Annotated in this window: 10 protein-coding genes; 7 read left to right on the forward strand and 3 right to left on the reverse strand. The window is 64.8% G+C overall.

Translation table 11 applies throughout. The annotated features are described in order from the left end of the window. Positions 1-7: 7 nt before the first annotated feature. On the reverse strand, positions 8-1,420 hold the full coding sequence (locus H8S47_RS13275; RefSeq protein WP_235982877.1) for a 3-keto-disaccharide hydrolase: 1,413 nt from the start codon (positions 1,418-1,420) through the stop codon (positions 8-10). Positions 1,421-1,703: 283 nt separating this feature from the next. On the opposite strand from H8S47_RS13275, the gene H8S47_RS13280 reads away from it, so the two are divergent. From H8S47_RS13280 to H8S47_RS13305, 6 genes are all read left to right on the forward strand, one after another. Further along, positions 1,704-2,450: a FadR/GntR family transcriptional regulator gene (locus H8S47_RS13280; RefSeq protein ID WP_187504323.1), complete on the forward strand. Its 747-nt coding sequence runs from the start codon at positions 1,704-1,706 to the stop codon at positions 2,448-2,450. Between the two features lie 235 nt (positions 2,451-2,685). Then, on the forward strand, positions 2,686-5,721 hold the full coding sequence (locus H8S47_RS13285) for a TonB-dependent receptor (protein ID WP_235982879.1): 3,036 nt from the start codon (positions 2,686-2,688) through the stop codon (positions 5,719-5,721). Between the two features lie 296 nt (positions 5,722-6,017). Further along, on the forward strand, positions 6,018-7,184 hold the full coding sequence (gene uxuA / locus H8S47_RS13290) for a mannonate dehydratase (RefSeq protein WP_187504325.1): 1,167 nt from the start codon (positions 6,018-6,020) through the stop codon (positions 7,182-7,184). Next, positions 7,181-8,593: a glucuronate isomerase gene (gene uxaC / locus H8S47_RS13295; protein WP_187504326.1), complete on the forward strand. Its 1,413-nt coding sequence runs from the start codon at positions 7,181-7,183 to the stop codon at positions 8,591-8,593. The genes uxuA and uxaC overlap by 4 nt, the downstream gene beginning before the upstream one ends. Next, positions 8,590-9,981 (forward strand): mannitol dehydrogenase family protein, encoded by a 1,392-nt coding sequence (locus H8S47_RS13300; RefSeq protein ID WP_328805543.1) that lies wholly within the window; start codon positions 8,590-8,592, stop codon positions 9,979-9,981. The genes uxaC and H8S47_RS13300 overlap by 4 nt, the downstream gene beginning before the upstream one ends. 30 nt (positions 9,982-10,011) lie before the next feature. Then, on the forward strand, positions 10,012-11,304 hold the full coding sequence (locus H8S47_RS13305) for an MFS transporter (protein ID WP_328805544.1): 1,293 nt from the start codon (positions 10,012-10,014) through the stop codon (positions 11,302-11,304). Between the two features lie 313 nt (positions 11,305-11,617). Here H8S47_RS13305 and H8S47_RS13310 read toward each other — a convergent pair whose 3' ends face one another. Further along, positions 11,618-12,310 (reverse strand): hypothetical protein, encoded by a 693-nt coding sequence (locus tag H8S47_RS13310; RefSeq protein ID WP_187504327.1) that lies wholly within the window; start codon positions 12,308-12,310, stop codon positions 11,618-11,620. Positions 12,311-12,536: 226 nt separating this feature from the next. Then, positions 12,537-13,559 carry a potassium channel family protein gene (locus H8S47_RS13315; protein ID WP_187504328.1) on the reverse strand — a complete coding sequence of 341 codons (1,023 nt, stop codon included), beginning with the start codon at positions 13,557-13,559 and terminating at the stop codon, positions 12,537-12,539. A 335-nt stretch (positions 13,560-13,894) separates the two neighbouring features. On the opposite strand from H8S47_RS13315, the gene H8S47_RS13320 reads away from it, so the two are divergent. Then, the gene (locus H8S47_RS13320) at positions 13,895-14,131 is read left to right on the forward strand and encodes a hypothetical protein (protein ID WP_187504329.1); all 237 of its coding nucleotides are present in this window, start codon (positions 13,895-13,897) and stop codon (positions 14,129-14,131) included. Positions 14,132-14,270: the final 139 nt, after the last annotated feature.

Raw genomic sequence — 14,270 nt, forward strand, 5'->3', positions numbered from 1 at the left:
TCCCCCTTCAGAGTTCGCGCAGCTTGATCGACCGGAACTCGACCCGGTCGCCGTGATCCTGAAGCAGGATCGGTCCTTGCTTGCCTTCGCCGAAACCCGGCACGCCGGCATATTTGCTCTGTGCCACCAGCGCCCGGAACGCCGGGGAGCCGCGGTCATACTCGACCATCTTGAAGCCGTTCAGCCAATGCTCGACATGCGTGCCCCGGACGACGATCACCGCGCGGTTCCAGGAGCCCGGCGGATTGATCCGCTTGCCCGGGCTGTCGGGATCGGACAGGTTTTTCGCGGTGATCAGGTCATACAGCGATCCGAGCGTCCGGTTGCCATCGCGTCCCATCTTGGCGTCGGGATGCCGCTCGTCGTCGAGCAACTGATATTCGAGCCCGATCGACTCGCCCTTTTTGAGCAGGCCCGCATCGACGAAATACTTGATCCCGCTATTGGCGCCGGGCGTCAGCTTGAAATCGATCGACAGTTCGAAATTGCGGTAGTCGCGGGTCGTCGCGATATCGCCGCCACCACCGCCACCCTCGACGCGCAACACACCGTCGGCCATCGACCAGCCCGTTGCCGGAAACTTCTGGCCTTTGACGCTACGCCAGCCGGCACCGGTCTTGCCGTCCCACAGCAGCTTCCAACCGGCGCGCTGCTCACCGGCGGACAAGCGATTGGTCAGCCACCCCTGCTCGGCAAGCGCCGTCGCAGGCATCGCGAACCGGGCCGGCGACTCCGTGATCATCCGCACGTTGCGGAACCGCACTTCAGGATGCCGTGCGGCCTCGGCATCGGGGATCGCATGGACCTGGAAGGCGATGAAGCCGCGTGCATCGACGTCGTCGACCACATCGGCGGCAGGCACGCCGTTGATCCACGTCCGCAGCCGCGTGCCGATCGCCTCGACACGGTAGTGGTTCCAGTCGCCCGAGCGGAAAGTCTGGCGTGCCGCCTCGTTACGACCCAGCGTATAGAGCCATTGCCGGCGCTGCTCGTCGTACAGCCCGGCACTCCAGCGGCGCGACGACGGGTCGATCTCGGCCTGATACCCATGCACCACGCCGTCACGATAATCCGGTCGGCTCTGACCGCGGATCATCATGCCCGAGTTGAGCGCCGGATCGGTCTTCGCATCGAATTCGATGATGAAGTCGCCATACTGCGCCTCGGATACGAGCCAGCTGTTGGTCTTGCCCGGCTCGGCGCGCCCGATCAGCTCGCCATTCTCGAAAGCATAGCTCGCCTTGCCGCCCGTCGCACGCCAGCCGGCCAACCCCTCGCGCGGGGTCACATCGCGCCACGGCGCCTTTGCCTGGTTAGCGGAGGATTGCTGCGTCGGTGCAGCTTGGGCCCCGGCATCGACTGATGCCTGCGCCATCAACGGCACGGCCGCCAAGGCCAGAATTGCGAGCGCTCGAGCCATTCGCCTCCCCTTTTCTCTTTTCTGCGAGCGCGGGTTGGGCAACCCTCTCCGGACAGGTCCGGTCGTCTCGCATCATGTACCGCCGACATGTCGCTGTCGTACGGCCTCTCCTGAACCACGTCTTAAATTGTGGTCGGGCCACATGCAACATGATTGTAAGGCATTTTTATCGGACCGCAGCGCGGTTTTCGGCTGCACTCGGCTCGCCGATGCTTTACGCAACGCGGTGTAGACGCGGCGTCGACGCTCGGCCGAGCCGCGCGCGCATTCGATGAGGACTGTAATGCAAGGCACTGAAGGCGGCGGCAAACTCTATCGCAAGATCGTGCAGGCGATCATCTCTGATATCGCCGACGGCGTGTATCAGGTCGGCGCGCGCCTGCCTGCCGAACGCGACCTGACCGAGCGGTTCCAGGTCAGCCGCCCGACCATCCGGGAGGCGATGATCGCACTCGAGATGAAGGGCATGGTCGAGGCCCGCAAGGGATCGGGCGTGTTCGTGCTCGCCTCCTCTTCGAACGACTCGGAAAAAGAGCTCGACATCGGCGCGTTCGAAATCACCGAGGCCCGCCGCATGCTCGAAGGCGAGGTCGCCGCCGTCGCCGCGACCGAGATAACCGAACAGCAGCTGGTCGAATTGCGCAGCCTTTTGGCGCAGATGGATCAGGACGATACGCTGGTGGCGGAGGACGCGGACCGTCGCTTTCACATCGCGATCGCAGAGGCCACGGGTAACGCCGTCATCATCTCCGCCGTCACCGACTTCTGGGACATGCGGTTTCGCTCGCCGCTTGCCCGCGAAGTGCTGGCGAAGGCAGGCAGCCTCGGCACCGAGAACCGCATGGCAGAACATGGCCGGATCCTGAGTGCGCTGGAGGCGCGATCGCCGATCGACGCACGCAATGCGATGCGCGATCATCTTGCACGGGTGATCGACCACTTGCTCGACGTCACCGAGACCGAGGCCGTCGAGCGCGCGCGCGCTGCCACCGACCAACGGCGCCGCGCCCTGGCCCGACGTTCGGTCTGATCTGACGATCGGTCGCGTCCGCAGCGGACCCTGCGTCTACGTTCTCCGTGAGCTTCGGCGCGGCAGGATCGAAGTCGGATCGAATTGGTCGAACAATCTCCCTGACCAAATGATTCAGTATTGTCATATCTAAATTGGACTGATACCTGACGAACTACGTCGACCATGGAAAACCATGGCGGCAAAATGTCGGGCAGCGTCAACTCAGCGCGCTCGGCCTATCGGGAGAGGGTCTTTGAGCCGTAAGAGCTTCGATAAGCGCAAACTGCTTATCTCGACGAGCATCGTCAGCCTATTTATCGCCGCGCCTGCCACGGCCCAGCAGACTGCGGGCAGCCAGGTGCCACAGCCTGCGGACAGTCAGACGAGCCCGCCAGATCCCGCTACCTCACCCCAGGTCGCACCGGAGGCCGAGAACGCAGATATCGTCGTGACCGGGTTTCGTGCGGCGTTGAACAACGCCCTGAACCAGAAGCGTAACGAGACCGCCGCGATCGACAGCATCGTCGCGGAGGATATCGGCAAGTTCCCGGATTCCAACCTCGCTGAATCGATGCAGCGCATTCCCGGCGTCGCGCTATCGCGCGGTGACGGCGGTGAAGGCCGCAACATCTCGGTCCGCGGTCTCGGCTCGCAGTTCACACGCGTCCGCATCAACGGCATGGAAGGCGTGTCGCAGGTCAGCGGCAGCGACATTCGCGGTGGCGTCGCGACAGGTCGTTCCTTCGACTTCGTGACCTTCCCGACCGAAATCTTCTCCGCGCTCTCGGTCCGCAAGACACTGTCGGCGGATGTCGAGGAAGGCTCGCTGGGCGCGACGGTCGATCTTCGCGCACCCAAGCCGTTCGACCAGAAAAAGGATTTCGTCCTCACCGGTACCGCGCGCGGCATCTATAACGACATCAGCAAAAAGGCCGATCCGCGGCTGTCCGCGCTCGTCTCCAAGAAGTTCGGCGATACGTTCGGCATCCTGGGCAGCGTCGCCTATTCCAAGCGCCATATCGACGAATATGCCTATTCGGCAGTCGATGTCGTGCCGACCACGGTTTACGGTCAGGCCCAGCCCGCGGGCACCGCGAACGCCGGCGTCATCTTCCCGTTCTGCACGCCCGTCGGCTACACCTATAACGGCGCCGCGACGAACAGCCCGGTCGGAGGCTATACCCAGCCCAACGGCACGGCGATCGGCGCCGACGCCAACAATTGCAGCACCGGCAATCCGCGCACCGGCACCGCGGCGGCCTATGACTATATCATGAGCCGTACCGGGGTGAACGGTCGTCCGGGCGGCGGTGTCTTCCTCCCGCGCTTGCCCCGCCCGGTGAAGAGCAGCCAAGACCAGGAACGTCTCGCCGGCACGCTGACGCTGCAATGGAAGCCCAGCGCCAACACCGACATCTCGCTCGACGGCCTGTATTCGCGGTTCAAGGTCGATCGGCTCGACACGTATTTCGATGCACGGTCGTTCGGTCGCGCGATCTCCAACAATGGCCAGCCGCTGACGTCGGTCCGCGAGATCGAGGTCGACGACAACGGGTCGCTGGTTCACGGCCTGTTCGACGGCGTCGACTTGCGGTCGGAGATGCAGCAGGAGAAGTTCACGTCGACCTATCGCCAGGTCAATCTGAACTTCGACCACCGCTTCTCGGATACCGTTCGGGTCTATGGCCTGGCCGGCGTCAACCAGTCGCGGCTCGACGTCGACCGCCTGCAAGTCGCGATCGATTCGAACGACACGCGCGATTTCTCGATCGATTTTCGCGACAATCCCGACATTCCGAAGATCGGCTACGGGATCGACACGACCAATCCCGCTCTGTTCCAATACGGCCCACCGCTCGCGAACGGCGACCAGCGCGGACAATTGTCGAACTTCATCCGCCGTAACACGATCACCAGCAAGACATTCGAACTCAACGGCGAGTGGGAGGCGGCGCCCGACTTCACGCTTCAGGTCGGCGGCCAGTATCGCACCAACAAATATACCGCGCGCGAGCGGCAGCTTGCCACCAATACGCCGCTCGATCTGCCGGCGGGCGTCACGCTCGCAAGTTTGACCACCGTGACGAAGGGCGTCGGCAGCAATCTCGACGGGTTGCTGCAGGATTTCGTCTCGATCGATCCGGAGAAGTTCCGCGATGCGGTCGGCCTCGACAATTATGTCTATTGCAGCCTCGAATGCGCAAAGGGCACGTTTGGCGGTGTCTACGAGAAATACGGCTCGGGCTACGCCATGGTGAAGTTCAACACTGCCAACTCCCTGCCCTTCGCGCTGCGCGGCGATGCCGGCGTCCGCTACGTCCATACCAGCCTGGACACCTATGGTCCGATCACCTCGGCGGCGCCCGCCGGGTCGCTCTATCCGTCGCGTTTCGTGATATCGGAGGTCAGCCGCAGCTATGACGACTGGCTGCCGTCGGCGAACCTCGCGCTGGACATCACGCCGGATCTGATCGCACGCGCGTCGGTGGCGCGTGTCATGTCGCGACCGGCGTACGGCCAGCTGATCCCCGCGGGCTCCGCGAACCTCGTGATCCAGACCGCATCCTTCAGCAATCCGTTCCTCGAACCGATCCGCGCCAATACGTTCGACGCGGCGCTCGAATGGTATTTCGCCAAGGGCTCGCTGATCTCGGTCGCGTATTTCTACAAGAATATCGAAAGCTATATCCAGACGACCAGCCAGGCGGTCGCGTTCCAGGACATCGGCCTGCCGCTGACCCTGCTCAACGGTACGCAGCTGCGCCCGACCGATGTGTTCACGGTCCAGCGCAGCAACAACACCGAGGGCGGGCCGTTGCGCGGGTTCGAGGTAAACGTCCAGCTGCCCTTCACCTTCCTGCCCGGCGTGCTGCGCAATTTCGGCGCGCTCGGCAACTTCACGCGGGTTCGTTCGAACATCAATTACGTCATATCGCCGACGCTTTCCCGGACGGCGCCGCTGGTCGGGCTGTCACCGGAAACCGCAAGCGGGACGCTCTATTACGAAGACGACAAGTTCAGCATCCGCTCGACGGTCAACTACCGCTCGGCGTTCCTGACGGCGGTTCCCAGCGGCTCGGTCGATGCGGATTCGACGTCGAACGCGAGTTCGATCTTCGTCGACGCATCGGCCTCGTACAATTTGAACGAACATATCAAGCTGATCGCCGAGGTCTCCAACATCACAAACGAGACCAACCGCCTGACCGTCGACACGACACGCCAGGACCCCCTCTACACCTCCTATTTCGGCCGCACCTATGCCTTGGCGGTCAATTTCCAGTTCTGAATTCTTCCTTCCCCCCATCGACATCGGCGCTCCCCATTGCCGATGTCGACCAACCTAAGGGTGCGCCGCAAATTATCCCCGGCGCACCCATTTTTCTGTCCGAGCTAGACCCGGCGGAGGTATGCGAACCCGGAGAAGTCATCGTGAAACGCTCGCCTTCACTAGTCGACCTCCGCTCTACAAAATGGCCTGACCACTTTATTCCATCTGGCCTATTAGATTTGTAATCGCTAAACAGGCATGAACTGCAGCGAGGCCAGAAGGTCCGCGCAATCGAGGGAGGAAGCTGGGTGCCAATGATCGAGACGATGCGCTGGTTCGGCCCCTCCGATCCGGTAACGTTGCGCGATATTCGCCAGGCCGGCGCGACCGGCATTGTGACCGCGCTGCACGAGATCGCAAATGGCGCCGTCTGGCCACAGGACGCGATAGCGACACGCCGAGCCGAAATCGAAGCGGCCGGGCTCGTCTGGTCGGTGGTCGAAAGCCTGCCGGTGCACGAAGCGATCAAGACATGCGGCGCCGACCGGGACGTGCTGATCGACAATTACCGGCAGAGCCTGATCAACCTGGCCGCGTGCGGAATCCGCACGGTCACCTATAACTTCATGCCGGTTATCGACTGGACGCGCACCGACCTGGCCTGGACGATGCCCGACGGCGCGCGTGCGCTTCGCTTCGAACTGGAGGCCGCCGCGGTCTTCGATATCCACATTCTGCGGCGTGCGGGGGCCGAGCGCGATTACTCCCCAGCGCTTGTCGAAAGCGCCGCGCGCCGGTTCGCAGCCATGGATACAGACTCGCGCCGCCTGCTCGAGAAGACCATCATCGCAGGACTGCCCGGCAGCGAAGAGACCTTTACCGCCGATCGGTTCCGGGATGCCCTGGCCCAGTATGACGCGATTGATGCTGAGGGACTTCGCGCCAATCACATCGCGTTCCTGGAGGCGGTCTGCCCGCTGGCCGACGAACTCGACATGCGGCTGGTGGTGCATCCCGACGACCCGCCCTTCGCCTTGTTCGGCCTGCCCCGCGTGGTCAGTACCGAGGCCGATGTCACGACGCTTTTCGCGCGGGTGCCCAACCGCTCTAACGGTCTGTGTTTCTGCGCCGGCTCGTTCGGCGCCCGTGCGGACAACGACCTTCCCGGCATGATCGAGCGGCTGGGCGACCGGATCGGCTTTCTCCACCTGAGATCGGTCCAGCGCGAGCCCGATGGTGCCTTCCACGAGGCCGCGCATCTCGCCGGTGATGCGGATATGGTTGCGCTGGTCGCCGCGATTCATGCCTTGCAGACACGCGAGGGTCGTTCGATCCCGATGCGCCCCGATCATGGCCACCAGATGCTGGACGATCTCTCGAAACACACGCTGCCCGGCTATTCGCTGCTCGGGCGGATGCGCGGTCTTGCCGAACTGCGCGGTCTCGAGCGCGGGATCGCACATATGGCCGCGCACGCTTGAGCCGCCCGCTTCGCCTCTCGCCCGACCGATTGTTCTCCAGCGATCCGGACCAGCGGTCGATCGCGCGCGCGCTGTATGCCGAGATCGCCACGCTGCCGATCGTCTCGCCGCATGGCCATACCGATCCGCGCTGGTTCGCGACCAACGAACCATGGCGCGACGCGACCAGCCTGTTGCTGGCGCCCGACCATTATCTGTTCCGGATGCTCTACAGCCAGGGCATCGCGCTCGATCGGCTCGGGGTACCGTCACGGCAGGGTGTACCCGACACCGACCCGCGCGAGGCTTGGCGCACGCTCGCCAGTCATTACCATCTGTTCCGCGGCACGCCCTCACAGGCGTGGCTGGATTACGTCTTCGCCGAGGTGCTTGGGTTCGAGGTGGCGCTGGATGCCTCGACGAGCGACCTGTATTTCGACGGCATTGCCGAACGACTTGCGACCGACGCGTTTTGCCCGCGTGCGCTGTTCGAGCGGTTCGGGATCGAATTCCTCGCGACCACCGAGGGCGCAGACGATCCGCTCGACGCACACCGTGCGATCCGCGACTCCGGCTGGACGGGCCGCGTCGTGACGACCTACCGTCCCGACGGCGTCATCGACGTCGAGCACGAAGCGTTCCGGCCGACGATGGAGCGGTTCGCCGCGTTGACCGGCGAGGATGTCTGGACCTGGCCCGGCTATCTCGCCGCACACCGCAAGCGCCGCGCTGACTTTAGTGCCGCAGGGGCGACCGCGACCGATCACGGCCACCCGACCGCACAGACCGCGAACCTCGATCCGGGCGCCGCTGCGGCGTTGTTCGCCCGCGTCGTCGGTCCGGATCCGACGCCGGCCGATGCAGAACTGTTCCGCGCGCAGATGCTGACCGAGATGGCGCGCATGTCGATCGAGGACGGCATGGTCATGCAGATCCATCCGGGCAGCGTCCGCAATCACAACGCACGCCTGTTCGCCAGCCACGGACGCGACCGCGGCGCCGACATCCCCGCGCGCGCCGATTTCGTGAACGGCCTGCGCCCGATGCTCGACGAGGTCGGCAACGATCCGAACCTGACCATCATCCTCTTCACGCTCGATGAATCGACCTATGCGCGCGAACTGGCGCCTCTCGCCGGCCATTATCCTTGCCTGCGTCTCGGCCCTGCGTGGTGGTTTCATGATTCCCCCGAAGGCATGCGTCGCTTCCGCGAGATGACGACCGAGACGGCAGGCTTCTACAATACGGTCGGGTTCAACGACGACACACGGGCCTTCCTGTCGATCCCTGCGCGCCACGACGTCGCGCGCCGCGTCGATTGCGCGTTTCTCGCGCGTCTCGTCGCCGAGCACCGGCTCGCGGATTGGGAGGCGGCCGACCTCGCGCACGAGCTGACCGTCGGACTTGCGCGCCGGGCCTACCGCCTGTGAGGCTGTCCGCCGCCACGATCGACCGGCTGCCGACGAATGTCGCGCGGCCGGACTATGACCGGATGGGCCAGCGTATCGGCATCGTCCATCTCGGCATCGGCGCCTTCATGCGCGCGCATCAGGCGATGTTTACCGACCGCGCCATGGCCGCAGGCGACCGGGATTGGAGCATCGTCGGCGCATCGCTGCGATCGCCGGCCGTCCGCGACATGCTGGTTCCGCAGGACGGCCTGTTCACGGTGACCGAGAACGACGCGGGCGGCACGCGAACGCGGCTGATCGGGTCGGTCCGCGACGTGGTAGCCGCATCGGGCGCGAACGATGATCTCCACCGCGCGCTCGTATCGCCAGACACGGCGATCGTGACCATGACCGTGACCGAGAAAGGCTATCATCGTCGTGCCGACGGATCGCTCGACCTTGCCGCCGTGGAGCGGGCGGGCGGCACGCTCTACCACCACCTCGCGCGCGCATTCGCCGGTCGCCGTGATGCCGGTATCGGTGGAATGACGTTGTTGTCGTGCGACAACCTCGCAGACAATGGCGGCATGCTCGCGAGCGCGCTCGGCGCTTGGCTCGATCACGTCGATCCCTCGCTCGGCAGCTGGTTCGCAGGCGAGTGCACCTGCCCGTCGACGATGGTCGACCGCATCGTGCCCGCCGTCACGCCCGCCGATCTCGACGCGGTCGAGGCGACGCTAGGCCTCCGCGACGAGGCCGCGATCCTGACCGAGCCCTTTGCCCAATGGGTGATCGAAGACGATTTCGCGGGCCGCCGTCCACGCTGGGACGCGGTCGGCGCACAGATCGTCGCCGACGTCGGGCCGTATGAGACGGCCAAACTGTGGATGCTCAACGGCGCGCATTCCGCGCTCGCCTATCTGGGACTGCAAGCCGGCCTGCATTACGTCCACGAAGCGATAGGCGATCCCGCGATCGGTCCAAGCGTGGAGCGACTGATGCGCGATGAGGCGGCGGCAAGCCTCGATCCTGCGCCGGGGCAAGACCTTACCGCTTATGCCGACGCGTTGCTGGCCCGCTTCGCCAATCCAACGCTGCGCCATGCCCTGCGCCAGATCGCCAGCGACGGATCGCAGAAGATCCCGCAGCGCTGGCTCGCCTCGCTCGAAGCCAATCGCGAGCGCGGACGGACCTGTCCGGAAACGCTGTCGGCGCTGGCCGCGTGGATGCTGCACGTCCGTGGCGATGGCAGCCCGGTCGACGATCCGCGTGCAGCAGAGCTGGCGGCGGCGTGGGATTCGGCAGGTCGCGACGGCATCGTCGACGCAGTGGTCGGCGAGCGCGGTCTGCTGGCCGGCATCTGGCGTCCGCGCGTGCAGGACCGCGCGATACTGGCCGAGACACTGGCAGCATTCGACAGACGATAAAAGCGGACAAACCGCGAGGGGAGAGCGAGCGTGGACGGTTCAATACAGGCGACGAATCCCGGCCCGCAAAAGGCCGGCGGCAACGTCCGCTGGGTCATCTGCGCGTTGCTGTTCTTCGCGACGACGATCAATTACATCGACCGCCAGGTTATCGGCATCCTCAAGCCCACACTGCAGGGCGAACTCGGCTGGTCCGAGGTCGACTATGGCATGATCGTCTTCTGGTTCCAGGCTGCCTACGCGATCGGCCTGCTTGCCTGTGGGCCGATCATCGACAAGGTCGGGTCGAAGATTGGCTATGCCGCAGCGATCACGGTGTGGAGCCTCGCCGCGCTGGTCCACGCCTTCGTCCGCAGCCCCGGCGGTTTCTCGGTCGCGCGCTTCGCGCTGGGGCTCGGCGAGGCCGCGAACTTCCCGGCGGCGATCAAGTCGGTCGCCGAATGGTTTCCGAAGAAGGAACGCGCGCTCGCGGCCGGCATCCTGAACGCCGGCGCCAATGTCGGCGCGATCGCCACGCCGATCGTCGTGCCGATCATCACGCTCGCCTATGGCTGGCGCGCGGCGTTCATCGTGACGGGGATGCTCGGGTTCGTCTGGCTTGCGGCGTGGCTGATCTTCTACCGCGCGCCCGAGCACCATCCGCGGGTCTCGGCACAGGAGCTTGCCTATATCCGTGCCGATCAGGACAACGACGCGGGCACTGCACCGATCCCGTGGCGTCGCCTGTTCCGCTATCGCGGCACCTGGGCCTTCGTTACGGCGAAGTTCCTGACCGATCCGGTCTGGTACCTCTTCCTGTTCTGGCTGCCGGATTTCTTTGCCAAGCGCCACGGCCTCGACCTCAAAACCTTCGGCCCGCCACTGATCGCGGTCTATTTGCTGGCGGACGTCGGCAGCATCGGCGGCGGCTGGTTGTCGTCGGCGTTGATCAAGCGCGGATACAGCGTCAACGCCGGCCGCAAGTTGGCGCTGCTGGCCTCTGCCATACTGGTACTGCCGATCATGCTGGCCAGCACCGTCTCCAGCCTGTTTGCCGCAGTTGCGATCATCGGCGTTGCCGCAGCCGCGCACCAGGGGTGGTCGTCGAACCTGTACACGATGGTCTCCGATACCTTTCCGAAGAGCTCGGTCGCCTCCGTCATGGGCATCGGCGGTGCCGCGGGGGCGGTCGGCGGGATGATCATGGCACGCTATGTCGGGCACGTGCTCGAAACGGTCGGCAGCTACGTCCCGGTATTCATCTGGGCCGGCATCGCGTATTTCATCGCCCTCGCCATCGTCCATCTTCTGCTGCCGAACCTGGAAGAGGCGAAACCGAACTGACGTCGTGCAGGGGGCGTCATTCCGATGATCGGACCGATTATCGCAGGCGTGCCGGCTGTACGTTGGCCTTCACGGTCTCACCCGCAACGCAGCGGGCACCCTGTTCGGCTTCCTCGGCGTGCTGCTCGCCGCCCCGCTGACCGTCGTCATCTATGTGTGTGCGCTGCTCGGCGAGAACATCAAGGTTGCGGGTAACGCGTGATCGGTCGTGTTTAACCCGCTGTGGGCGAGGGCGGGAACCACCACCATCGCTCCCAAGGTCAGTACTAAAACCTGCGCGACGCTAACGCGGCTCCAGGATCCGATCGCCCGGCTACCGGGCTTCGCCGGTATCGCCGACATTGCCCTCGTCCGAACTTCCGCCCGCTGCCATACCACCGCCGCTGCCGCCGCCACCGCCTCGACTACCGCCACCACCCGATTGTTTGTCACGCGCCCCCTGGCCGCGCGTGCCTGCACCGGAAGGTCGCGTCGGTCCCTGCGCCGGAAGCACGAGGTCCTGGGGAATGGGCTGCAGATCCAAGGCCTCGCGCACGAAGTTCCGGAGCGAGATCACAAGATCGTGCGTCGGCACCGGGCGCCCGGCGACCAGTTCGTCGGCTGCGCTTGCGGCGAGCCGCACCTGCTCGTCCGTACCCAGCAGGATGATATCGGAGAGCGCTGCTTCCACCGCGTCCCGGATCCGCCGACCACGCTCCGACCCGGCCGCAGCCTCCAGATCAAGGCTTGCATCGGGGGCCGATACGGGGTCGCTGCCGCGCTTCCGGAGATCGCGCAGATGTGCAGGGTCGACGGTGAGGTTCCCGGTGAACGATCCCCCCAACGTCTTGTAGGCCGCGATCAGGGTGCGCAGGCGTTCGTTGATCTGCCGGTTCATCCGCTCGCGACGCTGCTGGATCGTCATCATCGTCAGTAGCCGGATGCCGACACCCATCAGCGTCACCAGCGCGAGCCCGAACAGCGTTGCCAGGACGCTCTGCCAGGAACTGAAATCGATGTTCCGCATGCCCATTCCTTCATTCTCCTTAGGGACGACGCGGTAAGCCGGCTTCAGCGCGCCCGACGCCCCGGATGTTGCTCCGGTCAACGGTTATGCCGCTGACAACGCACGGCTGACGCTTGGAGTAGGTGCCTGCATTGCCGTCCGCCGATCCGGCCTGACCGTCGTAGTTCGCATCCATTGACCCCGATCGGCGGGCAGAACGGCTAATGAAATCGCCGCGCTATTGGCGTCAGCGCCGAGGGACAACCTCGACGATGATGTCGCCCGCTTCCAGACGGGCGGCCTCGGGTTCCCAGAAGCAAAAGTTCTGATGCCCACGATAGATGCGATGACCGAGCCCGGTGGTGATGTCGGCAAGCGACTTGCCCACTTCCTCCGCGGAGACTTCCCGTTCGCGCAGGACGACACGCCCGCCGGATGCAGCGAGATCGGCCATGTATTCGGCGGTATGGGCACCGTGCGTGGATCCGGCGAGCAGCAGACCCGCAAAACTGGCCGGGTTGATGACCACGTCCGCCCCTGCCTGGCGGGCGATCGCTTCATTGTCCTCCGATCGGATCACCACGCTGATCGGGAGATCGGGCGCGATCCGGCGCGCCGTCAGCACGATGAGGATCGAGGTATCGTCGCGACCGGCAGAGACGATGAGCGCGCGGGCCTGGGAGAGACGAGCCGCCTCCAGCGCCGCGTTGCGCGTGGCGTTCCCCTCCATCACTGTCGTGCCGCAACTCTCCGCCGTGCGTAACGCCGCGGCGCGCTCGTCGACGACCACGATCGTGCCCGGATCGGCACCGCGACGGATGAGTTCACTTACGGCCTCAGAGCCGCTCGTGCCGAAACCCGCGACCACGACATGGCCTTCGAGGTGCCGCTGGATCACCGACATACGCCATTTCTCCCACACGCCCTTGAGCAGAAAATCATACGCGGTACCTAGAAAGATGAGCCATACGAAGAGCCGTATCGGCGTCACGACGAAGGTGTCGAACATCCGCGCCTGTTGGGTCACAGGCACGATGTCGCCGTAGCCGACGGTCGTCACGGTAATCATCGTGAAATACAGGATGTCGGCGAACGTCACGGGCTCGCCCGAATTCTGCCGCAGGCCCTCGCGATCGAACCAATGGACCGCGAGCGCGATGCCGATCAGGGCCAGCGCGACCAACGCCCGCCAGGACAAGGCCAGCCACGCCGGGGTTCGGCTCTGACGGCGCAGGCGATAGTGCACCGTGTCTGCATCGTCGGTGTGCATGCCATCTCTTGCATCGCCGCAAAGCAGCTGTGAAGCTACGATCCGTCCAGGATCGGTGCAAGGCGCCGGCATATGGCGGGGTCATCCAGCTAGAGTAGGTGGGGCGGCGCCTTAGCGAAAAGCCAAGCTGACACGCCGGCGAGGCCGGTTTGCGGTCGCAGACTGAGCGCTCCTCCCGTTGCGCGCGAAATGCCTCCGAGCCGCTCGGCCGACCGGCGATAAGCGGTTCGTCGTGCGAGGCTGTAGAGCGAGCGCAAACCGACCCGAACCGGTCTGGACGCCGGATTGCCCACGTTCCACGACGGTCGCCTACCGGGGGCCCGGAGATAGTAAGCGTGTTGAAAACGATGTTGAACATGCCCGCCAAGCTGATGCGGGAAGCGAACGGGGATGACGACGCGGCGCAAGAGCATGAACCGGTCGCGTCGGGATCGCTCGTGCAGATGGTAGAGGCATTCACCGCGCTCGATCCTGCCGAGGTCGAAGGGCTGGTCATCAAATGCGCGGGTCGCGACCGGCCAATCACGTCGGCGGAGGTCCGCGACCTGCGACTGACCGCTGCGGCGGTTTAGGGTACCGGCCGGAGCGTTGGCGAGGATCCCGAGTCAGCCAGCGCGGTCACGCTGATCGAGCGAACGACGCGTTCAAGACCTAAGCTTGCACGTCAATCAAGCGCGGTCCGTTAGACGACGGTGTCTACGCGCCCCGTAG

Origin of the sequence: Sphingomonas albertensis (assembly GCF_014358075.1) — a bacterium.
GTDB classification, from domain to species: Bacteria; Pseudomonadota; Alphaproteobacteria; order Sphingomonadales; family Sphingomonadaceae; genus Sphingomonas; species Sphingomonas albertensis.